Source organism: Bacillus altitudinis 41KF2b (assembly GCF_000691145.1).
In the GTDB taxonomy this organism is placed as follows: domain Bacteria; phylum Bacillota; class Bacilli; order Bacillales; family Bacillaceae; genus Bacillus; species Bacillus altitudinis.
Genome location: NZ_ASJC01000005.1, coordinates 14173 through 35067 on the forward strand (window position 1 = coordinate 14173; position 20895 = coordinate 35067).

Annotated in this window: 25 protein-coding genes; 16 read left to right on the top strand and 9 right to left on the bottom strand. The window is 39.6% G+C overall.

Annotated features, from left to right (window positions below):
• Window positions 1-120: 120 nt before the first annotated feature.
• From hxlA to BA79_RS10210, 5 genes are all read left to right on the top strand, one after another.
• Window positions 121-753 (top strand): 3-hexulose-6-phosphate synthase, encoded by a 633-nt coding sequence (gene hxlA, locus BA79_RS10190; protein ID WP_007501390.1) that lies wholly within the window; start codon window positions 121-123, stop codon window positions 751-753.
• Window positions 750-1307 carry a 6-phospho-3-hexuloisomerase gene (gene hxlB / locus BA79_RS10195; RefSeq protein WP_035702682.1) on the top strand — a complete coding sequence of 186 codons (558 nt, stop codon included), beginning with the start codon at window positions 750-752 and terminating at the stop codon, window positions 1305-1307. The genes hxlA and hxlB overlap by 4 nt, the downstream gene beginning before the upstream one ends.
• Window positions 1308-1455: 148 nt before the next feature.
• Complete coding sequence (locus tag BA79_RS10200; RefSeq protein WP_035702684.1) at window positions 1456-2181, top strand: DsbA family oxidoreductase; 726 nt, start codon at window positions 1456-1458, stop codon at window positions 2179-2181.
• Window positions 2182-2275: 94 nt separating this feature from the next.
• Complete coding sequence (locus BA79_RS10205; RefSeq protein WP_248596534.1) at window positions 2276-2731, top strand: MarR family winged helix-turn-helix transcriptional regulator; 456 nt, start codon at window positions 2276-2278, stop codon at window positions 2729-2731.
• Between the two features lie 10 nt (window positions 2732-2741).
• Complete coding sequence (locus tag BA79_RS10210) at window positions 2742-3758, top strand: serine hydrolase domain-containing protein (RefSeq protein ID WP_211251392.1); 1017 nt, start codon at window positions 2742-2744, stop codon at window positions 3756-3758.
• A 5-nt stretch (window positions 3759-3763) separates the two neighbouring features.
• Here BA79_RS10210 and BA79_RS10215 read toward each other — a convergent pair whose 3' ends face one another.
• Window positions 3764-4876: a GntR family transcriptional regulator gene (locus tag BA79_RS10215; RefSeq protein ID WP_035702692.1), complete on the bottom strand. Its 1113-nt coding sequence runs from the start codon at window positions 4874-4876 to the stop codon at window positions 3764-3766.
• Between the two features lie 272 nt (window positions 4877-5148).
• Between BA79_RS10215 and BA79_RS10220 the strand changes: the two genes are divergently transcribed.
• The 4 genes from BA79_RS10220 to BA79_RS10235 all read left to right on the top strand — a co-directional run bounded on the left by BA79_RS10220 (window position 5149) and on the right by BA79_RS10235 (window position 10336).
• Window positions 5149-6774: a xylulokinase gene (locus BA79_RS10220; RefSeq protein ID WP_035702695.1), complete on the top strand. Its 1626-nt coding sequence runs from the start codon at window positions 5149-5151 to the stop codon at window positions 6772-6774.
• Window positions 6768-7472, top strand: coding sequence for an L-ribulose-5-phosphate 4-epimerase (locus BA79_RS10225; RefSeq protein ID WP_007501382.1), 705 nt, complete (start codon window positions 6768-6770; stop codon window positions 7470-7472). Before BA79_RS10220 ends, BA79_RS10225 begins: the two co-directional genes overlap by 7 nt.
• A gap of 17 nt (window positions 7473-7489) precedes the next feature.
• On the top strand, window positions 7490-8911 hold the full coding sequence (araA, locus tag BA79_RS10230) for an L-arabinose isomerase (RefSeq protein WP_035702698.1): 1422 nt from the start codon (window positions 7490-7492) through the stop codon (window positions 8909-8911).
• Between the two features lie 84 nt (window positions 8912-8995).
• Window positions 8996-10336: a sugar porter family MFS transporter gene (locus BA79_RS10235; protein WP_017367658.1), complete on the top strand. Its 1341-nt coding sequence runs from the start codon at window positions 8996-8998 to the stop codon at window positions 10334-10336.
• 36 nt (window positions 10337-10372) lie between these two features.
• Here the strand turns inward: BA79_RS10235 and BA79_RS10240 are convergent, their stop codons facing one another.
• Window positions 10373-10585: a hypothetical protein gene (locus tag BA79_RS10240; RefSeq protein ID WP_008342562.1), complete on the bottom strand. Its 213-nt coding sequence runs from the start codon at window positions 10583-10585 to the stop codon at window positions 10373-10375.
• A 36-nt stretch (window positions 10586-10621) separates the two neighbouring features.
• Window positions 10622-10930 (bottom strand): hypothetical protein, encoded by a 309-nt coding sequence (locus BA79_RS10245; RefSeq protein WP_035702953.1) that lies wholly within the window; start codon window positions 10928-10930, stop codon window positions 10622-10624.
• Between the two features lie 183 nt (window positions 10931-11113).
• On the opposite strand from BA79_RS10245, the gene BA79_RS10250 reads away from it, so the two are divergent.
• Window positions 11114-11407, top strand: coding sequence for a CotD family spore coat protein (locus BA79_RS10250; protein ID WP_008342559.1), 294 nt, complete (start codon window positions 11114-11116; stop codon window positions 11405-11407).
• A 52-nt stretch (window positions 11408-11459) separates the two neighbouring features.
• Here BA79_RS10250 and BA79_RS10255 read toward each other — a convergent pair whose 3' ends face one another.
• The 5 genes from BA79_RS10255 to BA79_RS10275 form a co-directional block, all read right to left on the bottom strand.
• Window positions 11460-12128, bottom strand: a complete 669-nt coding sequence (locus BA79_RS10255; RefSeq protein ID WP_024718783.1) for an ABC transporter ATP-binding protein — start codon at window positions 12126-12128, stop codon at window positions 11460-11462.
• The gene (locus BA79_RS10260; RefSeq protein WP_035702701.1) at window positions 12121-12666 is read right to left on the bottom strand and encodes a hypothetical protein; all 546 of its coding nucleotides are present in this window, start codon (window positions 12664-12666) and stop codon (window positions 12121-12123) included. Before BA79_RS10260 ends, BA79_RS10255 begins: the two co-directional genes overlap by 8 nt.
• A gap of 21 nt (window positions 12667-12687) precedes the next feature.
• Window positions 12688-13188: a stage II sporulation protein M gene (locus BA79_RS10265; RefSeq protein WP_017358052.1), complete on the bottom strand. Its 501-nt coding sequence runs from the start codon at window positions 13186-13188 to the stop codon at window positions 12688-12690.
• A gap of 1 nt (window position 13189) precedes the next feature.
• Complete coding sequence (locus BA79_RS10270; protein ID WP_248596535.1) at window positions 13190-14728, bottom strand: hypothetical protein; 1539 nt, start codon at window positions 14726-14728, stop codon at window positions 13190-13192.
• A gap of 299 nt (window positions 14729-15027) precedes the next feature.
• Window positions 15028-15354: an uberolysin/carnocyclin family circular bacteriocin gene (locus tag BA79_RS10275; RefSeq protein WP_017358050.1), complete on the bottom strand. Its 327-nt coding sequence runs from the start codon at window positions 15352-15354 to the stop codon at window positions 15028-15030.
• Between the two features lie 289 nt (window positions 15355-15643).
• Here BA79_RS10275 and BA79_RS10280 point away from each other — a divergent pair, with 289 nt between their 5' ends.
• The 4 genes from BA79_RS10280 (at window position 15644) to BA79_RS10295 (ending at window position 18609) form a co-directional block, all read left to right on the top strand.
• On the top strand, window positions 15644-16246 hold the full coding sequence (locus tag BA79_RS10280; RefSeq protein WP_353829937.1) for a GNAT family N-acetyltransferase: 603 nt from the start codon (window positions 15644-15646) through the stop codon (window positions 16244-16246).
• Window positions 16200-16754: a hypothetical protein gene (locus BA79_RS10285; RefSeq protein ID WP_035702707.1), complete on the top strand. Its 555-nt coding sequence runs from the start codon at window positions 16200-16202 to the stop codon at window positions 16752-16754. The genes BA79_RS10280 and BA79_RS10285 overlap by 47 nt, the downstream gene beginning before the upstream one ends.
• Before the next feature lie 153 nt (window positions 16755-16907).
• On the top strand, window positions 16908-18320 hold the full coding sequence (locus tag BA79_RS10290; protein WP_035702710.1) for a polysaccharide deacetylase family protein: 1413 nt from the start codon (window positions 16908-16910) through the stop codon (window positions 18318-18320).
• 97 nt (window positions 18321-18417) lie between these two features.
• Entirely contained in the window at window positions 18418-18609 is a 192-nt protein-coding gene (locus BA79_RS10295; protein ID WP_035702712.1) for a hypothetical protein, read from the top strand.
• Between the two features lie 47 nt (window positions 18610-18656).
• Here the strand turns inward: BA79_RS10295 and BA79_RS19820 are convergent, their stop codons facing one another.
• A complete protein-coding gene (locus BA79_RS19820; RefSeq protein WP_019743202.1) occupies window positions 18657-18788 on the bottom strand; it encodes a hypothetical protein in 132 nt (43 codons plus the stop codon).
• Between the two features lie 154 nt (window positions 18789-18942).
• Here BA79_RS19820 and BA79_RS10300 point away from each other — a divergent pair, with 154 nt between their 5' ends.
• Together BA79_RS10300 and BA79_RS10305 are read left to right on the top strand one after the other, a co-directional pair.
• Window positions 18943-19353 carry an Imm1 family immunity protein gene (locus BA79_RS10300; RefSeq protein ID WP_019743203.1) on the top strand — a complete coding sequence of 137 codons (411 nt, stop codon included), beginning with the start codon at window positions 18943-18945 and terminating at the stop codon, window positions 19351-19353.
• Window positions 19354-19564: 211 nt separating this feature from the next.
• Window positions 19565-20821: an RNA-dependent RNA polymerase family protein gene (locus tag BA79_RS10305; RefSeq protein WP_019743204.1), complete on the top strand. Its 1257-nt coding sequence runs from the start codon at window positions 19565-19567 to the stop codon at window positions 20819-20821.
• Window positions 20822-20895: the final 74 nt, after the last annotated feature.

Genomic DNA, 20895 nt, shown 5'->3' on the forward strand with positions numbered 1-20895 from the left:
TGTAAAAAAAAAGTGCGTACTTGGATTGCTTCCATCCTGTTGTTATACTCATTTCATCGTTCAAGAAGCCCTATTCACAGAGCTCTTGAAGATGAGATGAAAAAACGGGAGTGAACGTTCATGAAATTACAATTAGCGTTAGATTTAGTGAATATACCAGAAGCGATCGAGCTGATCAAAGAAGTAGAAGCGTCTATTGATGTGGTGGAAATTGGGACACCTGTTGTGATCAACGAAGGGCTTCGTGCTGTAAAAGAAGTCAAACAGGCGTTTCCGAATTTACGTGTGCTAGCGGATCTCAAAATTATGGATGCTGCCGGTTATGAAGTGCAGCAGGCATCCGAAGCTGGAGCGGATATCGTCACCATTCTTGCGGCAGCGGAAGATATGTCTATCCAAGGAGCGGTGAAAGAAGCAAAAGCAAGAGGGAAACAAATTTTAGTCGATATGATTGGTATCAAAGATATCGCCGGCCGTGCGAAAGAGCTGGATGAGCTTGGGGTAGATTATATTTGTGTGCACACAGGCTATGACCTGCAAGCGGTTGGTCAAAACTCATTTGCTGACCTCATGACCATTAAACAAGTGGTCAAACAGGCGAAAACAGCGATTGCAGGCGGTATTAAGCTTGATACATTGCCTGAAGTCGTCAAATTAAATCCAGATTTGATTATTGTCGGCGGCGGCATTGCGGCTCAAGACAATAAAGCAGAAGTGGCTGCGCAAATGAAGCAGTTGATTGCACAATCATGAAAACAAGTGACTATGTGAGAGCAATTCTAAGCGAGCTTTCTGAGCACTCGCCCGCTATTCAAGACGAACAATCAGAGCAGCTTGTCAAAAGCATTTTAGCGGCTCGAAAGGTCTTCGTCGCAGGGGCTGGCAGGTCTGGTTTGATGGGGAAATCGTTTGCGATGAGACTCACGCATATTGGTGTCGAAGCTTATGTGATCGGTGAAACGAATACGCCTGCTTTTACATCTGAGGATTTATTGATTGTAGGGAGCGGTTCTGGCCGAACAGAGACGCTGCTTGTGCTCGCGAAAAAGGCAAGGGCGATTGGCGGAAGTGTCGCGGCGTTCACACTTTCAGCTGAGTCACCTATAGCTGATCTATCGGATGAAGTCATCTTACTGTCAGGTGCGCCAAAGGATCAACATGAAGGAAATCATCATACGATTCAGCCGATGGGCTCATTATTTGAGCAAACTTTGCTTCTTATGTACGATGCGGTCATCTTGAGATTGATGGAATTGAAAGAGCTCGACACCCATAAAATGTACGGTCACCATGCGAACTTAGAATAGCCGTGATGAAAACCTTTCCTTTTTTGAAGGAAAGGTTTTTTTATTACATGGTACTTAAAAAGAAGGATCACTTGACATAAAGGATGAGATGTAACTATAATAGTTACATCTTGAAAGAAAAAACGTAAGCAACGGAAGGAAGATGAAGATGAAAGTGCAAATTTGGTCAGATATCGCCTGTCCTTTTTGTTATATAGGAAAAAAACAGTTGGAAACAGCGCTTGAGCAATTCCCTCATAAAGAACAGGTAGAAGTAGAGTTTAAAAGCTTTGAGCTTGATCCGAATGCACCTGTTGCAGTGGATTATGATGTGCATGATATGCTTGTCAAAAAATATGGCATGAGCCGTAGCCGGGCCATCGCGATGAATGAACAGGTGAAACAGGCGGGCAAGGAGAAAGGAATCGATTTTCAATTCGATCCACTCGTTTTGACAAACACCTTTGATGCCCACCAGCTCGCACAATATGCTGGAAAAATGGGAAAAGGCGATCTCGTCATGAGTGAGCTGTTTCAAGCGTATTTTACAGATGGAAAGCATGTTGGTGATCGTCAAACCCTTTTAGATATCGCAGAAAAAGCAGGCCTTGATCAGAACGAAGTACAAAAGGTTCTAGACGGGCAAGAATTTGCAGACGCTGTGCGAGAAGACGAAAAAGAAGCAAGACAGCTCGGGATTTCTGCTGTGCCTTTTTTCTTGATCAATGATCAATATTCGGTTGCTGGTGCACAGCCAGCAGATACGTTCCTTCGTGCACTTGAAACGGCTTGGACAGAAGAGGCAGCGCAAACGGAGAAAGCGGTTGATGCTTCATTTGAAGAAGCATGTGCAGATGGCGTATGTGCAGTACCTTCACCTAAAGAAGAAGTATAATCGGCATTTTCCCTATCTTTAATAAAAGATAGGGATTTTTGTTGATTAATAATTAATATACCTTTATACTTAATTTATCTTAATTATGAAGGTGATGACAGTGACATCCAAAACAACGATGATCCAAGAATTAAACCAAATCGAAGCGCGCATCCATCAAAAGCTCCGATTAGAGTTTGAAGAGTTATTTGTAGATGAGTTAACTGATAAGCAGCATATTGTCCTTGATTTCGTAGAGCGAACAGGGGGAAGCTCACCTATTCAAATTGCTCAGCAACTAGGCATCACCCAAAGTGCTGTGAGCCAGTTGTTAAACACGCTTGAAAAAAAAGAATGGATTCGCCGCAGCATCAACCCGCAAAACCGCCGGGAATTGCACGTTGAACTTTCTGAAAAGGCAAAGACGTACTTGGAGAATCTGAGAAAGATAGAACTTGCGATAATTGAAAAATACTATTCAAAATTAAGCCTCGAAGAGATCAACACATTGACATCCATTTATACAAAGCTTGATCAATTGATTGTAGATCAAAATGAAGGGGAAGGATGATGATCCATTGATGATGCTCAAACAAGAAGTACAGCGAATTGCCTCTTCTTATACGGAGAAAAAGAAACAGGCACTGCTCGTGATCGGACTGATTCATCAAGGAGAAAGACACGTTTTTCATTTCGGAGATCACCCCATACAGCAGTTCGTCCAGCCTGAGGAGGTCATTTTTGAAATCGGCTCTATTTCAAAAGTCTTTACGACAAGTATATTGGCAAGCATGATTCAAAAAGGGCAGATGAAGCTAGACGATTCCATTTCACTGTATTGTCCCGAAATAAGAAAGAATCACCCCATCCAATTGGAACAGCTGGCAACCCATACGTCTGGACTTCCTTCACATCGTTTTCTCAGAGATTTACAACTAAGGTTCCTTCCAAAAGTGAGAAGAGATATGTACTGTCAATACTCCCTTGATGAATTAATGAAACTGTTACACTCGAAAAAATGGAATGAGCGAAAGGAATACCTATCTCGTTACTCCAATGTAGGGATGGGGCTCCTCGGGTTGATCATGGGATGGTCTCTTCACAAAACATATGAAGAGCTGCTGACTGAATATATCGTGGATGAGCTGAAACTATCGAACACCTTTATTACGATCAAGGAGGACGTCAAAGAGAAGATGATCCTTGGTCATCAAGAGAATGGAAAAGAGGTTCCTCCGCTTCAGATGCATGACTATCAAGGGGCTGGTGCGATTCGTTCGACGATCACTGATTTGCTTTCATTTCTCTCTGCACATATGAGTGCGGATGTCGCTTCTCCATGGAAAATGACCCACGAGCCAAAGGTGAAGATAGGGAAAAACATGTCAATGGGACTCGGGTGGGTCATAGATGATACGGGATTGATTTGCCATAATGGTGCAACTTCTGGTTTCTCCAGCTTCATGGGCTTCCGCCCGCATTCAAAAACAGGAGTGGTCGTCTTGTCTAACTATCGCAATCGTATCACGCAAGACTCTCCCGACCGAATTGCCTATGATGTGATGAATATGCTTGAACAGGAGCCTAAAGTCAAATGAGCCTTCTATGAAGAGGGCTCATTTTTTCTTACGTTTAGCTCTTTAATCGTTTCACCAGGAACGAGTTCAGGCTCATAAAATGTTTGATCAGGGAGATTCTTTTTCCCTTGTACTTTTTTAATCATCCAGTCTGCCGCATCTCGTCCCATTTGCTCTTGAGGGTGTGTCAGCGTTGTCAGTTTCACATGGGCATTTTTTTGGGCAATATACGAGTTATCCTGTCCAATAATGGAAAGATCATCTGGAATAGATAAACCCATTTCACTACATACATTTGCTACTTCTAACCCGACTTCATCGTTATAGCAAACAAGGGCGGTCAGCTCATGCTGGTGTGCTTGTAAAAAGGTTTTGATATGATCCCCCAAATACTGCTTCGATTCTGTATCGAAAAAAAGGACATGCTCTGGTAGGAAATTGAGCTTCGCTTCACCGAGTGCCTGAATATAGCCTTTCATTCGATATTTTCCTTGTAAATCATCTGTTTTTGAAATCAGTCCAATGTGCTGATGCCCAGAGGTGATCAGTTCCTTTGTCGCTAAATAGCTGGACTTTACATCATCCAAACAAAGGAAGGGGACCTCTAACTGCTCATAGTAGGCATTGATCATAATAAGCGGGACACCCTGCTCTTTAAAGGATAGGTAGTACGAAATGTTTGGATTATATAAATTGCTTTTTGTCGGTTCGACAATTAATCCGTCCACACCAAAGGACAACATCATTTCAAGCGCTTTTTTCTCCTGCTCCACATCGTTATTTGTACTCGCCAGTAACAAAGAATAGTTCTCTTCATTTAATCGGCTTTCGATGCCCCGAATGATCGACGGGAAAATGTAATCGGATATGTATGTGGTGATGACGCCAATCGTTTTCATATGAGCATGTCCAGCAGGTTTTGTTTGATATTGATTGGTGACAAATGTGCCTGAGCCTTTTTCACTTCTTAAAAAACCTTCACTCGATAATTCCAAGATGGCTTTTCGCACCGTATGTCTGCTTACTTGATACATCTCTTGTAAGCTTGATTCGGTTGGAATACGCTCCCCAATCCGGTAATCCCCTGTCAGTATTTTGCTTTTTATATCATCCATAATGATCTGGTACTTCTTTTTCATCGTTTCACTTCTTTCACAGTTGATCCTCTACTCGGGTTGAGAAGAACTTGTATGGACATATTCTAACATGGTTGCTTAATCAAAAACAGGCGCTTACAGTGTCTATCGTCTGTTCCTTAGAGAATATGAAAGTTTTTGTCTAATTATGTATGCACAACTATATTTATTATTGACATATGTACGTACAAATATTATATTGTTTTTGTGCACAGGTAAAGATGAATCAAATGAAAAAGATATTTGAAACCGCTATCATCTTGGAGGTGAACAAAATGAATCGTGAAAAGACGGCCAAAGCCATTAGAGAAGGCAGGACATCTTTGGGCATTGAATTTGGTTCCACACGAATTAAAGCGATTTTAATAGATGAAGAGTTTCAGCCAATTGCGCAAGGTGCATTTGAATGGGAAAGTTCTCTTCAAGAAGGAATATGGACGTACAATTTAATTGAGATCATTACAGGTCTTCAAGTGGCATACCGTCAGATGAAAGAACAGGCTGCACAATTGTATGGGGTGACGATTCAAACCATTGGCTCCATCGGGATATCTGCGATGATGCATGGCTATGTCGCCTGTCATCATACAGGAGAAGTCCTCGTCCCGTTTCGAACGTGGCGGAATGGAACAACGACCGAGGCGAGTCAAAAGCTAACGGATGTATTCCAATTTCATATTCCAGAAAGATGGAGTATCGCTCACTTATATCAAGCGATATTAGGAGAGGAAAAACATCTGTCCCGGTTAGAGTATGTGACCACGTTGTCCGGCTACATTCACTGGCTGCTAACAGGGAAGCAGGCCATCGGAATTGGCGATGCGTCGGGAATGTTCCCCATTGATGAAAAAACGAAGGATTACAACGAAGTGATGCTTCATCAGTTTGAAGCATTGATTGCAGAAAAAGGCTACCCGTGGAAGCTTCGTCATCTTTTGCCGCGCATCTATTTAGCAGGCGAAGAAGCTGGTGTGTTAACAGCAGCTGGAGCAGCGATTTTAGACCAAGGCAAACAGTTGCAGCCAGGTATCCCTTTTTGCCCACCAGAGGGTGATGCAGGAACAGGAATGGTCGCAACAAACAGTGTGGAAAAGAGAACTGGGAATATTTCAGTTGGGACATCTGTATTTGCCATGATTGTGTTAGAGCATCATCTAAAAGGTGTGTACCCAGAAGTGGATCTTGTCACGACACCAGATGGCCTGCCAGTCGCGATGGTTCATGCCAACAATTGTACAAGTGACCTCAACGCTTGGATGAATCTATTCAGAGAAGCGTTTGAAGCAATGGGTCAGCCAGTTGAAACAGAAAGATTGTACGAAACTCTATTAAATCAAGCTTTAGAAGCAGATCATGATGGGGGCGGGCTTTTAAGCTATGGCTATTATTCTGGTGAAAATATTACGAGACTAAAAGAAGGAAGACCTCTTTTTGTTAGATCTCCTCAAAGCCGGTTTACCCTTGCTAATTTCATTCGGACGCATCTCTTCTCTGCATTTGGCGCAATGAAAATTGGGATGGATCGTTTAAAAGCACATGAACAAGTCAAGATTGATCGCTTACTAGGACATGGCGGTTTATTTAAAACACCGATAGTTGGGCAAAAAATGGTCGCTGCTGCACTCGGGACACCTGTATCCGTCGTATCAACTGCGGGAGAAGGCGGTGCGTTTGGGATGGCGGTCCTTGCTTCATATATGCTCAATCACCAGCAGCAAACACTGAGCCATTTTCTCAAGCATCAAGTGTTTGCCCATACATTAGAAGAGCTTATTGATCCTGATCCACTGGATGTTAAAGGTTTTGAGGAATTTATAAAGCGCTATCAAGAAGGACTCCCGATAGAAAAGACGGCAGTAGAACATCTCACGCCACAGAAAGGAGCGGCACCTGTATGTTAGAGCGGTTAAAAGAAGAAGTGTTTCAAGCGAATCTAGATCTGCCAAAGTACGGACTTGTGAAATTTACATGGGGCAATGTCAGTGCGTGCGATCGTGACAGTGGACTGTTTGTCATTAAGCCAAGCGGCATAGCGTATGACAAATTATCAGCAAAAGACATGGTCGTGGTCGATTTTGACGGTCAAGTGGTCGAGGGAGAATTCAATCCTTCTTCCGATACTGCCACACATGCTGTTCTTTACAAACACTTTGAGGAAATTGGCGGCATTTCACATAGCCATTCAATGTGGGCAACGGTATGGGCGCAAGCTGGACTTGATTTACCAGCAATGGGCACAACACATGCCGATACATTTTACGGACCTGTTCCGTGCGCTCGATTTCTCACAGAAGAAGAGGTGAATCGCGGGTATGAGGTGGAAACAGGACACCTGATCATTGAAACGTTTGAGAAAAGACAGATAGATGTCATGGCGGTTCCTGGTATTTTGCTGCAAGGTCATGGTCCCTTTACGTGGGGAAAAGATGCAAAAAGTGCGGTAACGAACAGTGTCATTTTAGATGAAGTAGCGAAAATGAACCTGTTTGCAAAGCAATTGAACGAATATGCGGAGCCTCTTCCGCAGGTGATTTTGGATAAACATTATTTAAGAAAACATGGAACACATGCGTATTACGGACAAAAACCTTCAAGATAAAGAAAAGAGGGATTTCTATGTTAACAAGTCAGAAGAAAGAATGTTGGTTTGTCGTCGGTTCACAGCACTTATATGGGGATGAAGCACTGAAGCAAGTGAAGGCAGATGCGCAAAAGATAACAGATGCCTTAAATGAGAGCGGTTTGCTGCCTTATCCAATTATTCTGCAGGAACTGGCGGTTAGTGCGGATCAAATCACACAGCTGATGAAAGAGGTCAACTATCGTGATGAGGTCATCGGTGTGATGACTTGGATGCATACGTTTTCTCCAGCAAAAATGTGGATACGTGGTACGTCTCTTTTGCAAAAGCCTCTTTTGCATCTCGTCACGCAATACTATGAAAACATTCCGTGGGACACGATTGATATGGACTATATGAATCTCCATCAATCGGCACATGGAGACAGAGAGTACGGCTATATCAATGCACGTTTAAATAAGCAAAACCAAATCATTGCAGGTCATTGGTCGAAGCAGGAGGTGAAGCAGCAAATCGCTGATTGGATGGACGTTGCGGCTGCCTATCATGAGAGCTTCCACATCAAAGTGGCTCGGTTTGGTGACAATATGCGCCACGTTGCGGTGACAGAAGGAGATAAAATTGAAGCGCAGATCCAGCTAGGCTGGACCGTTGATTACTTTGGAATTGGCGATCTTGTGAACTATGTAAATGCTGTGGAAGAAGCAGAAGTTGATGCTCTGTTTGCTGAGTACTTAACGTTATATGACGTGGATTATGGGAGTTATTCGGCGGAAGAATGGGAACAAAGTGTAAAAGTGCAAGCACGATATGAAATTGCCATCAAACGTTTCTTAGATGAAGGCGGCTACAATGCCTTTACGACAAACTTTGAAGATCTACATGGCATGAAGCAGCTTCCGGGTTTAGCCGTTCAGCGGCTGATGGCAAAGGGATATGGCTTTGCGGGTGAAGGGGATTGGAAAACCGCCGCACTGGATCGTTTATTAAAGGTGATGAGCCATCATCAATCCACAGGTTTTATGGAAGATTACACATATGAAATGACTGCTGGTCAGGAAGCAGTGCTGCAATCTCATATGCTAGAAGTAGATCCTGCGCTTGCACATACAAAACCTGTCATTGTCGTGTCTCCGTTAGGCATTGGAAACCGGGAAGACCCAGCACGTCTTGTGTTTGATGGAAAAGCAGGCGAGGGCGTTGTTGTCTCCATTGCTGATTTTGGAACACATTTCAAATGGCTGATTCAAGAAGTGGAAGCCTTTGAGCCGCAGGAAGCAGCACCACATTTACCGGTGGCACGAGTCCTCTGGAAAATCAAACCGAACTTTCAAGATGGCGTCAAAGCATGGATTAAGCACGGCGGAGGTCATCATACAGTCGTATCTCTCAATTTAACGGTTGATCAAATTGTTCATTTTGCAAAGCTTGTGAATGCAGAATATGTGGTTTTATAAAGAAGGGTGAAATGCATTCTACTGTGAACGGTAGAATGGCAGGGAGAAATGAAAGCGGTTTATTAAGTGAGGGGGATCATCCACTTGGAGAAAAAAGTATCAAGTAAATTTATCTTCTTTTTCGGGTCCTTTGCAGGCATCTTATTTGGATATGATATTGGTATTATCGCAGGGGCGGAAGGGCACATTCAGGAAGAATTTCAGCTCAGCCCGTTATGGCTTGGCATCGTCGTCTCTTCACTAATGGGCGGGGCAATCATTGGTTCCATTTTAAGCGGTCTGATGGGGGATAAGTTTGGTCGCAGAAAGCTCATTTTGGTGTCATCGGTTATCTTTTTTGTCGGTGCGCTTGGCTCAGCCATTGCACCAGAAGAAATCTCATTAACCATTGCCCGGATTTTCTTAGGAACAGCTGTAGGGACAGCCTCATCGCTCGTGCCTGCTTACATGTCTGAAATCGCTCCGGCCAAAATTCGCGGGAAATTGTCCGGCCTGAATCAGCTGATGATTGTGAGTGGATTATTGCTTAGCTATATCGTCGCATTTGTGTTTGAACCAATTCCAGACAGCTGGCGCTGGATGCTGGGAAGTGCTGCTTTATTTGCGATCGTGCTTTATATTGGCATGCTGAAACTTCCTGAATCTCCAAGATATTTAATTAAACACGGAATGGCTCATAAGGCACGTGAAGTATTAGGATCACTTCGTTCCTCACGTGAAGAGATTGAAGCAGAAATGCAAGAAATTTTAGAAGTGGCAAAAGAAGAACGCTCAGGCATTCGTGAATTATTTCAAAAGAAATTCCGTATGGCTCTCTTTATTGGGGTCGGAATGGCGACACTCCAGCAAATACAGGGTGCGAACTCCATTGTGTATTATGCAACGAGTATCGCAAGAAATGTAGGTCTTGCTCCGCAAGTTGCCGCAGGTTTTACCGTCATTGTTGGAGTCATATTTGTTGTGACGACCGTGATCTTTTTACAATTCGTCGACCGGTTCGACCGCCGAACGATTCTCACAGTTGGGGGAACGGGGATGGCCCTGTCTTTCTTTGCACCAGCGGCATTAGGTGCGCTCGGAGTGAGTGAAGGCATATTAAACTGGGTCACATTGATTTCACTTTGCTGCTTTATTTTGTGCTATGCCTTCTCATGGGCACCGATCACATGGATTATTATTGGTGAAATTTTCCCACTTTCTGTAAGGGGCATTGGAGCGGGCATTTCCTCTGCCTTTAACTGGACGGGATCATTAGCAGTTGGCCTTGTTTTCCCTATCTTGGCTGACCAATTCAGCTTTGGCGTGATTTTCTCCTCATTTGGGGTCATCTGCTTAATTGGCCTGTTGTTCACGCGCTTTGTATTAGTCGAAACAAAAGGAAGAAGCTTAGAACAAATCGAAACCGATATGGCTGCACGAGTCTAAAAGAAACCATCTATCCTGTGTGGATAGATGGCTTTTTTAATCAAGTATTTGTTTCAGTTCATCTGGCAGTAAATCCATTAATTGATCAGATGAGGATACGTCCAGTACTTCAAGAAGCGCATAATATTTCGCATAAATTTCACTCAGCTGATCAGGATGATTTGCTTCATATCGATTCAAGTGCAATTGCGTCAGTTCAAGTGCAATGTCCAGTTTGTTTCGTTCGATGGTTTGTGTTGTGTTGATCAAATCGTTCACCTCTAATTTTAAAGTTATTGAAAAATGTTATGGTGCAGTTCCGCAGCTGACTTTATATTCATGGTCTTCTACCTTTTTTGAATAACAGACGGAAGGCGTCATTCCCGTCTCACTTTGCCAATACACATCATACAGCTGACCATATTGAGGGTCTACATCGTCCTTTTTTTGCAAAATAGCAAAATAGCTTTGGTAAGGGTAGCCTTCTTGATAAATGGCATGCCGTATCGCTCCTCTTTCAGTCGCATTTGTAAAAACCATAGGCGACAGCAAGGGAAGGGTGATAACTACGACGAGCAGGATGAAAAATGAAAAAAGTTTATGTCTTGTCTTCATCAATGAATGTCCTTTCCTTCACAAGAGATCATTTGTATAATATGTTAAAATTGTCCTGTTGTAAAGAAAGAGACGACTAGATCACCAGCGGATTTTATCAAAAATAGACAAGCATCTAATCACTAATCGCGCCTCTTACATACGATAGAGTGTAAGTGAAAGACAACTTGAAGGGGTGTTGAGATGAGCCGGAATCGATTAGACAATTTTTTCTTTGGGCCTCGCAGAGGGAATCATGGAGAAGTTGAAACGGTTGTATCCCCTACACGTCAAATTGTCAACACGACAACAAATGAACAAACGATCAGAAAGATTCATCCAACTCATATCACAAACGTCAATAAAAACATCAAAAGAATTGAAAACTACTACCCTGTGACGCAATCTACTCGAAATGAGTATATTGTGGAAGAATATGACTGTGGCAGTGATATCAAGAATCCTTGCTGCCGCCCGGTCAAACGCTGTAAGTGGTAGTTTAATGGTAAAAAGAAGTGAGGCATCCTGTGATGGGATGCCTTTTGTATGTTTAACGCTCTATTTCATTTAGTTGTCCGTGATCAAGCTCGAAAAAACGATTTCCTAATTCTGAATAAAGGTAGCGCTGATGGCTTGTGAATAAAACACACTGATCAGAGAATTCTTCTTTTAATAAAGAAATAGACTGCATTTGAGATGCCTCATCAAGAGATGTAAAAGGTTCATCAAGAATGATTAGCTCTGGTGATCTGGCCGCCATACAATTAAAGAAAAGCTTATATCTCATGCCTAGTGAATATTGTTTGACAGGCATCTTAAGTGCATGAGTTAAATCAAATGCATCACAAAGCGAGAGAAAGGTCTTTTTGTATACCTCTTTTTCTGACTGATTCATTTTCCATAGCGACTGTATAAGAGTCATATGCTCGATACCAGTCAGCGCATCATAAACCAAAGGCTTATCTGGGATGTACGCGACCAACCCTTTATAAAGAGCTGACCCAGGATGATGCTGTTCATTGAGTAAAACCGTTTCGGATACTGAAGGCAGCAGACCTGCGATGATCTTTAAAAGTGTCGATTTACCGCTGCCGTTTTTCCCGATAATACAAGCACGATCACCTTCTTTCAGATGAAAGGATACTTGATCAAGGAGGGGAGAGCTTTCTTCAGTTGTTTCATAACGAAAAGATAGCTGAGACACTTGCAAACTAGCCATTGATAAATCCTCCAATAACAAAAACAGTGGTCACCAGCATATACAAGATGACGGTCGCAAGGGCGGCTTTTTTTGATCCTTCAGCATAATAAATGATCCCATCATATAGGATGCGTAAAAGGTACAAGTTGATCAAAAAAGAAACCGTTTGGATGAAGATAAAATAATGATCTAAATCGAGTACCATCACACAATAGATTGCTGCGCTATTCACTAATAGAAGCAACGCATTATAAAGCAAGATGACAAAATACATTTTGCGCAAAATAAACGTTTTATGAAAAAAGTACATATAAATCGAAGTCACGACAGTACCGAGAAAATTTAATATGAAATAAAGCGGGATTGTCAGTAAAAAGATAAACACAATGCTGGCTAATTGTTTTCCAGCAGATAAAGGCTCCTCTACTAACAAATCAATGATAAAAAATGTTAAAAAAACAGTTGAAACAAATAAAGATAGTAAGACAAGACCTACAATGGTTTTGATCGATTGATGTTGATTGAAAAATTGTTTAGGGCGTAGAAGTAGCTCCATAGAACCACATTCTCCTTTCTTCTAAGATAGATGTACATGGCTGACATATTCCTCTAAAAGAGAGGCAATCAACAAGAGCACTACAGCGGAAAAGATTAACTGAACCACAGTACGAGTCAGCTTTCTTACATCAATGGCCTTACCTTTCATAAACCGGTAAAGATAAATGAATGGAAAAGCACTGACGATTGAAAAGAGGATCAAACCAAGAATCTCAACAAAAGCATGCGGCATGAGGCCAGTGAATAACTGCTTCACTTCATGATGGGCTATCAAAAACTGAATGAGTTTTCCGATGATATAGCCATTATAAAAAAGAATGCCAGCAGACATAATGCCGCCAGTAAAAGCCCCGATACCTAGAATGGCAAGCCCAACCTGTAAATTGTTTGAAAAAATAGAGAGAAAAAACATGTCTTCATCCTTTTTTAAATAAGGAATCTGATCATAAGGAAGGAGACTTCCAATGAGCAAAGCTGCAATAAATACACCGGCGTAAAAATAGCCGAGACGTAGAATCAATCTATTCTCCGATAGAAAATATCTTATTTTTTTCAACATACTCAATTCCTTTATTAATGGTCTTGCGGCATAATATCCAGCAAATCACTGAAACGATCGCAAAATATATAGCGAACAGCACGTTTACGAGCCCTGAGGATTGCTGCAATATAGGGAGAAAAGAGGTCAAAATCAAATAGTACATAAAAGGCAGTACAAGAAAGTTTCTGGCAAATGCCTGACCTTTATCGATGATCTCTAGTTCCTCATTTGTTGTGCCTATTTCATGCTCATGAATAAAATTGAATTTCGTTGTGAATGGAAACAAGTACAGTTGGATTAAAGGAAAAATGAAAAAGCCAATCCCTAATGCCACCAGTTGAATGAGCATCTGAACATGAAACAGTTGATACACAGTCATGATAGATAGATTAATGAATAGTAAACAGAGTGCTGGTATGGAAAATAAACAATAAAATAACTGGATTTTTGATAAGAAAAACTGCAATAGAGATATTTGAGAAAGCTCGTAAAGCCAAATGTTCTTTTTTTCAGCACTTAAAGTGAAAATAGAAGGTGTCAGCATTCTCATCTCATAAGATTGATTCGCTAGTATCATAATATTGAGTGTGAATAGCAGCTGAATTTGCAAGGCTTGATGATCGATGATCGAGATCAATCCGGTAAAAACACCAATATAAAAGAAGGCTTCATATGACATGAACATATAATTAAAAAATTCTTTAGATAAGAGCCACCTTTTTTCTTTCAGCAGCTTGATGTCTTTTTGAATCAACGCATTTTGTCTAAACAGCGAACCCTGAATTTTATGCAGTACTTGAAAGTACCAATAAAATAAATCCCGAAAATGCTTTGAGCTTTGGTCTTGATCTTTTTCCGTTGGAATCCATCGAACAGGACTTCTCATGACAAGCGCACTACCTAGTATCACAACAATCAATGTAATAGGTGAATTAAAAAGGGCTTGAAATTGTAGAAAAACAGAGCCATCTGAAAATAAAGCATGATGCATTTGCTGAAGATCATGTTGATATAAAGAGATCAGCTTGTTTGAAAGAGTGATCCAAAACGAATCCTCTGCAAGCGATGAGATCGATTGAAATAGTTGCTGGAAGGTGTGATAAAAAGGGAACATGATGTTTAATATGAGAACCCTTCCGAAAAAGAAAAAAAGCAAAGCGATGCTTGCAAAAAAGAGGACACGAATGGCCCCGATTTTTTTTACGACGATGTTATAAATATAAGCACCGAATATCTTATTGCTGATGATAAATAGGAAGATACTTGTCAGCATCACATTGACATGTTTTAACCAGAATGCCAGATCGTGTGTTTGAACAATATCATATTGGAACAAAAAATAGATCAAATAAGTGCTCAAACTCGTAAACACAAGCCAAATCAATTCAGAAAACAGAAGCGTTTGAAAAAGTTGTCTAGAGGAAACAGGTGCTAGCTGTATCAATTCTTTAAAAGGAAGAAGATGAGTTCTTCTATAAGATTCAATTCCTTTGACGATAGAAAATAAAAATAAAAACATCACAAAAGCACTTTCCCATTCTATTTGATAGACGGGGGAGTAAAGAAATGAAGAAATCACGAATACAATCATGCATCCGAATATGATATCAAGAATACAAGAAAAAAATATGTACTGTTTTGAAGAAAACGACTTGAGAAATGGAATTTTTCGTATAACGAACTGAGCGATATTAGAATACTGTTGCTCCAGTCTAATGGATAGAAGTAGTGATAATAATGGATATAACATCTTCTCACCTGCACAAAAATTTAAATAGAAGGAGAACAGAGTCTCCTTCTATTGAGTCGTTAAATAAATTACCAAGCGATAACGGCTTTACGGCCTTTTTTCTTAATTTCGTTTTTAAGGTATTGACGAATTGTCTCTTTACCAGCCGCAGCAATAAGAGAAAGACCGCCTGAACCTACAGCAGTTAAAATGGAGACAATTGTAGTGACAGCTCCACCCGCTTCAACCACATTAAGAACTACAGCGGCAACACTGCCTGGAATACCAAATTCTTTTGCTAGATCAGCAACTGGCAGTACTTGTAGCGAGAAGGAAAAAAGAGCTAGCATAAGGAATCCTACTGCTAAAGCACCAAAAAGAACATGTAGTTTGATTTCATTTCTTGTTTCTGTCATATCAAATTCCTCCCTTTTTTGTCTTTTTATTACTATTCTATCTTATGATATGTTTTTGTTCATATCAATCCTTTTTTTTCTTTTTTTTTCATGAATTAGTTATAGGTTAATATAAAATAAGTGAAAAGATAAGTGAGAAAAGAATCGTTTTGGATAGGAAATATCGAGTGAACATGATCAAAATGACCTTGTTTTCACAAAAACGAAAGAGAGCCTAAAAGTCTATAAGAAATGTGCTATATGTAAATGAACCAATATTCTTTGATCAAAAGCTTCTTTCAAGATAAAATTGGAAGTATCAATTCATTCTGATGGAGGCGATTTTCTGAATATTCGATTGTTAACACCAGAAGATGCTCAAGAATATGCGAACTTGAGATTAGAAGCACTCCGATTAAATCCAGAGAGTTTTGCTATGAGTTACGAGGAAGAGAAGCTAGATACGAAGAATAAATATAAGGCTCGTTTTGCCTCTACACAATCTATGTGGACATTCGGTGCCTTTCATCAAGGTCAGCTGGTCGGCTCGGTTACACTCATACAAGAAACCTTGCAGAAATTAAAGCACCGTGCCAATGTGGTAGCGATGTATGTAACGGCTAATGGACGCGGAAAAGGAATGGGGAAGGCACTTCTGACAAAAGTACTTTCTTTTGCACGCGAAAAAAAAGACATCGAACAAATATATTTAACAGTGGTCACAACAAACGACCCAGCCAAACATCTTTACAAGTCTGTTGGATTTAAGTCGTATGCGGTAGAGGAAAAAGCACTAAAAATAAATGGTGCTTATGTAGATGAGGAAAAAATGGTGCTATGTTTATCATCATTTGGAGGGGATATAAATGAGCCAGCCAGTTATGCGCATCACATTGGCAGCCGGACCAAATAGTGAGCTAGAATCCTTTGCGCTTCGTGCAGCACTTGAAAACTTTGGCGCAAAAGTCGATATGCATTGGATAGGCAGACCGAATGACCTGATTGATGTATTATCCGGGAGGAATAGAGGCGAGACGGATTTCATTCTTTTATCCTTTCACGGAGAAGAAGGAGCGTTTCTCATGCCGGAGTTAGGAGAAGATGTATACGAAGAGGGTGAGCCGAGAGGTGCTGCTTTTGGTGCGGATGACATAAAGCGGTATGCTTCGTTAAATGGAGTCCACATTATATGTACAGGCTGTACACTAGGCGAAAAAAAGTTGGCAGAAGCTTTTTTAGAAACAGGGGCGATATCCTATACAGCGCCCGATGACTACATTGATGGAAATGCGTCATTTATTTTTGTTCTCACCATGCTGTATGAGCTGGTGAACAACTCAAAAACAGTCAGAGCAGCTTTTGACCAGGCACGCTCTATTGATGAAGAAACAAAGTTATTCCAACTGTATATGCAAAAATAAGGGCTGAGCAATCAAGCCCTTTTTATATGCCTCTCGTAAAATATGTCGAAAATGTGACAAATGTGTTTTTTGCAAACTAAAAGGGGCTGCGAAAAGTCTATCCTACAAACACACGTCATCCAGACAGGACGGCATCACGAGAGGAGAATCATTGTGTCAACGAAAGGGAAGATCAGTCTCGTCCTATGTGTACTTGCGGTCGTTATCGGTATCGCTGCGTTTTATCATAACCAGCAGGCAAGCGGGACAGAGAGGAAAAAAGTAGAACAAGATGCGAGCTACAAACAAGTTGAAATAGTCACACTTGTGAATGACGGGAAATTCATGAGATATGCTGTCAACTATCCGCTGTTTCATCAAGAAAAACTAGATCAGGAGATCAAAAGATTTGCAGAGACAGCGTTAGAAAGGTTTAAAACATCATTTAGTCAAGCGAGTGATGTCAATGAAGAAACACGATACGAATTAAATATCGATTATGAGATCATTCATTATGCCAAGCAAACCGTCGCAATCAAATTCAATACATATGAGGTGAAGGGCGGAAAGCAAGGCGTCAATCAAACGAAGGTGATGAACTTTGATTTCAAGAAACAGACATTTTTATCAATCAACGATATCTTTCTATCAAAGAAGGACAATATTCAAAAATTATCCAATATGACTTTTGAGGAATTAAAAAAAGATCGAACGCTAGCTGAAAATCAGCCGCTGCTCAAACAGGGAACGTCTCCTGTGGCGAAGAATTATCAGTATTTTGCCATCAAGGATCGCTATATCGAATTCTACTTTCCAAGAGGACAAATCGCTCCAAATCATCAAGGCCCTCAAGTGCTGGCGATTAAAAAAACACTGCTTAAAGGAATGTTAAAGCCAGAATACATCAATAAAGAAAAGAACAAAAACGAGAAAAAAGAACCGATCGCAAAAAGAAAGATCGTAAAACTGCCAAAACAGCGAGTAATTAACCCACATCAAAAAGCCATTGCCCTTACATTTGATGATGGACCAAATCCATCAACGACTTCAAAAATCTTAACAGCTTTAAAAGAAAACAAAGGACATGCGACATTTTTTGTATTAGGCAGCAGGGTTCAGTATTATCCCGATATGTTAAGTGAAATCAGAAAGGGTGGAAATGAAATTGGAAACCATTCCTATAACCACCCTTTGCTTACAAGACTTCCTTTAAAACAAGCGGTCAAACAAGTAGAAGACACGCAGCAAATCATTGAAAAAGCGAGCGGGTTCACACCGACTCATTTTAGACCACCATATGGCGGGACAAACGGGCAAATCAACGAAGCTCTTCACATGAAAGTGACCCTTTGGGATGTGGATCCTGAAGACTGGAAATATCGAAACAGCCAATACGTCGCGGACTACATTCTAGCCCATGCATCTAGCGGTGAAACGGTCTTAATGCACGACATCTATGACACCTCAGCCAACGCAGCCGTCACGATTATCAAAGAACTCACCAAACAGGGATATCAATTATTGACGGTATCTGAGCTTGAGCAGTGGAAGGAAGCGCGTGAGAAGAAAGGTGTATTGAATACGTAATGATGATGCGAATCTTAGTAGATTCGCATTTTTTAAAGCATATTATGAAAATAAAGGGAAATCATGTTAAAGTGAGTGTAGAAAGGGAGGGCTTCGGATGGTATTCATGAGGTTGATTAGCCTATACATGCTGACAGCATTTAGTTTGGGTTTTATCGTTAACTATGTACCTGGTTTGATGCTGCCCATCTATATACTTGCGATGATCGGGCTTATTTTATGTCTCGTTCATATTGCGCTGCATTATATTCAACGAATCAGAAATATGTTGTTTCATGAGAAACGGTAAGAATACTTGCGTACGCTAAGAAACTTCTCTCTAAAAGAGTGAGGTTTTTATTTTTGCGGTTTTTGATGTTCTAACAGTTGTATATTTTTCTCATTTGATTCTTTCATGTGTCTTAATAACGAAACGATACTCCAAGTAAACCAAATGAGGACAATCAGTAAAATGATGATGATCCACATGCTGGGGCATCCAATCTGCTGAATGCTTCTTTTTGCATGTATCAAGGATACCGTATAATGAATGTATTGAAATGAACAGTTCGTGCTATTTATTCGACAAAGGAAATAGAACAGTTGGTTAACAAGTTGATATAGGTATGAAGGAGAGATATGGATGGTTTTATACTACGGCCCCACAGGAGCTCCAGTAGAAAATCCAGGAGAAGAATTCATGAAAAGAATTTTCTTTCAGGAGGGTGAAGAGTATTGGAAACAAGGAAACGGTGAATCTTCCATTGAGATAGAAGAAGATTGGGAAAGTGAAAGTCTAGTTTTCTTTTATACGGAACCGTATGGGTTCTTGATCATGAGATATCCAAATTTTTTGGTCCCTTTTAAAAAGGGAGAAAAAATTGAAACGATCGAGCATTTGGTCGCAGGCGCCCCATTGTATGTGCCGTCATGTAGCTACATCAATCGGGATCAAGCTTATCAAATCGTTCACCATTTTTTGACGACAAAAACAGTTCCTGACCTTGTTCAATGGGTTGAGTTGAGGGATATTGATTATAAGCATGCTAATTAAAACTGTTATTTTTTAGATTAATATAAGTTTTTAAAAGTGTTATTGAAATAAAAGAAGTAATTTTAATATATAATTTTTCGATGAATTATTAAAGAGGGATTTAAATTCCTTTATAGAATAGTAGAAAAGATTAGCTTAAATTTAAACATGTTTTGATAGAGGTTCTCTAAATCATTAATTAAGAATTAATTTATTTATAGAGGGGTTTAATATGCGAAAAAAAATAATCTGTGAACTTGCCAATGAGTTTGAAAAAAATGAAAAAGATATTTTAAGTCTTCTACATACTGGTAAGAATATTACACCATATAAGACACATTTTAATAATAAAGGTAGAGAAATAATTAATAAAGACCATATAACTAAAGAAGAGCAAATTATTCTAAGTTATTATAAGTTACTGTTAAATAAGTTATGTGCAATTAGATTTCCCAATAGATCATATACTATGACGGAATTGATGAATTTAATGCCAAATATTCATAAATATAAATCTTATACAATCTTTAGATTCGATATTAAGAATTTTTTTTATAAAATTGATCCAAAGAAAAGCCTAGGCTATATTAAGAAAACTTTAAACTTAAGAAGTAATGAATTTGTTTTTTTAAATAATTATACAGAATCTCAAAATAACCTTATTCCGGGATTAGGTTTACATAATTCACTGGTTGAGATTTGTGGATATCATTTTGATCTAACAATCAAAAAAATATTTAGAGAAAATTTACTGTATTACTCTAGGTATGTAGATGACTGTATATTAGTTTTCGATGAGATTATAACAGAAGAAGTCATTAAAGGAGATATTTTGAAATTGTTAAAGTGCTGTTTTGGGGATAAAATAGAGCTCAATCTCAACGAATCGAAAACAAAATATGTTAATTCGAATTGGGAAAGGTTCGAAATAGATTATCTCGGTTATACTTTTCAAAAAGATCAATCTGAAAAATTGAAATTCGGAATATCAGAAAAGAAGCTAGAAAAGTATAAAGGTAAAATCGATAATATAGTTTTAGAATATTGCAATAGCAATAATGTAGACGTTTTAAGCTTGAAATTAGAGCTTTTATTTAAAAGAATTGTTTATCTTGGTAATAGAAAAAACAACAATAAATATAGATGGCAAGTTAGAGGATTAAGTGAAAATTATAAAGAGCTGAAGAGATTTATGAAAAAGAATGATGATTTTTCACGTATAACAAAAAATACTCAGAATTTTTTTAAAAAGGAGGTTCAGTTAAGTTTCAGGAAAAAAAATATACAAATACCTGCTAAAATCAATAATCAAATAAAAAATAAAAAATTCATTTCGAGTTTCATCAATAATAGAGCACTGCTTCTTCATAAAAAAATAGGTTTAAAACATAATGATTTGAAAAAGAAGTTAAAAATATTGACCGATGAGAATGTAGATGGAAGAAGTTACAGTGATCTTGCAAGTGAATTTTTGATAAAAATAAAATAAAAGATGGTGATTTATTACCATCTTTTTTAAGAAATTGCAAGTGCAAATCCTTGATATTGTGTATAGATAATATA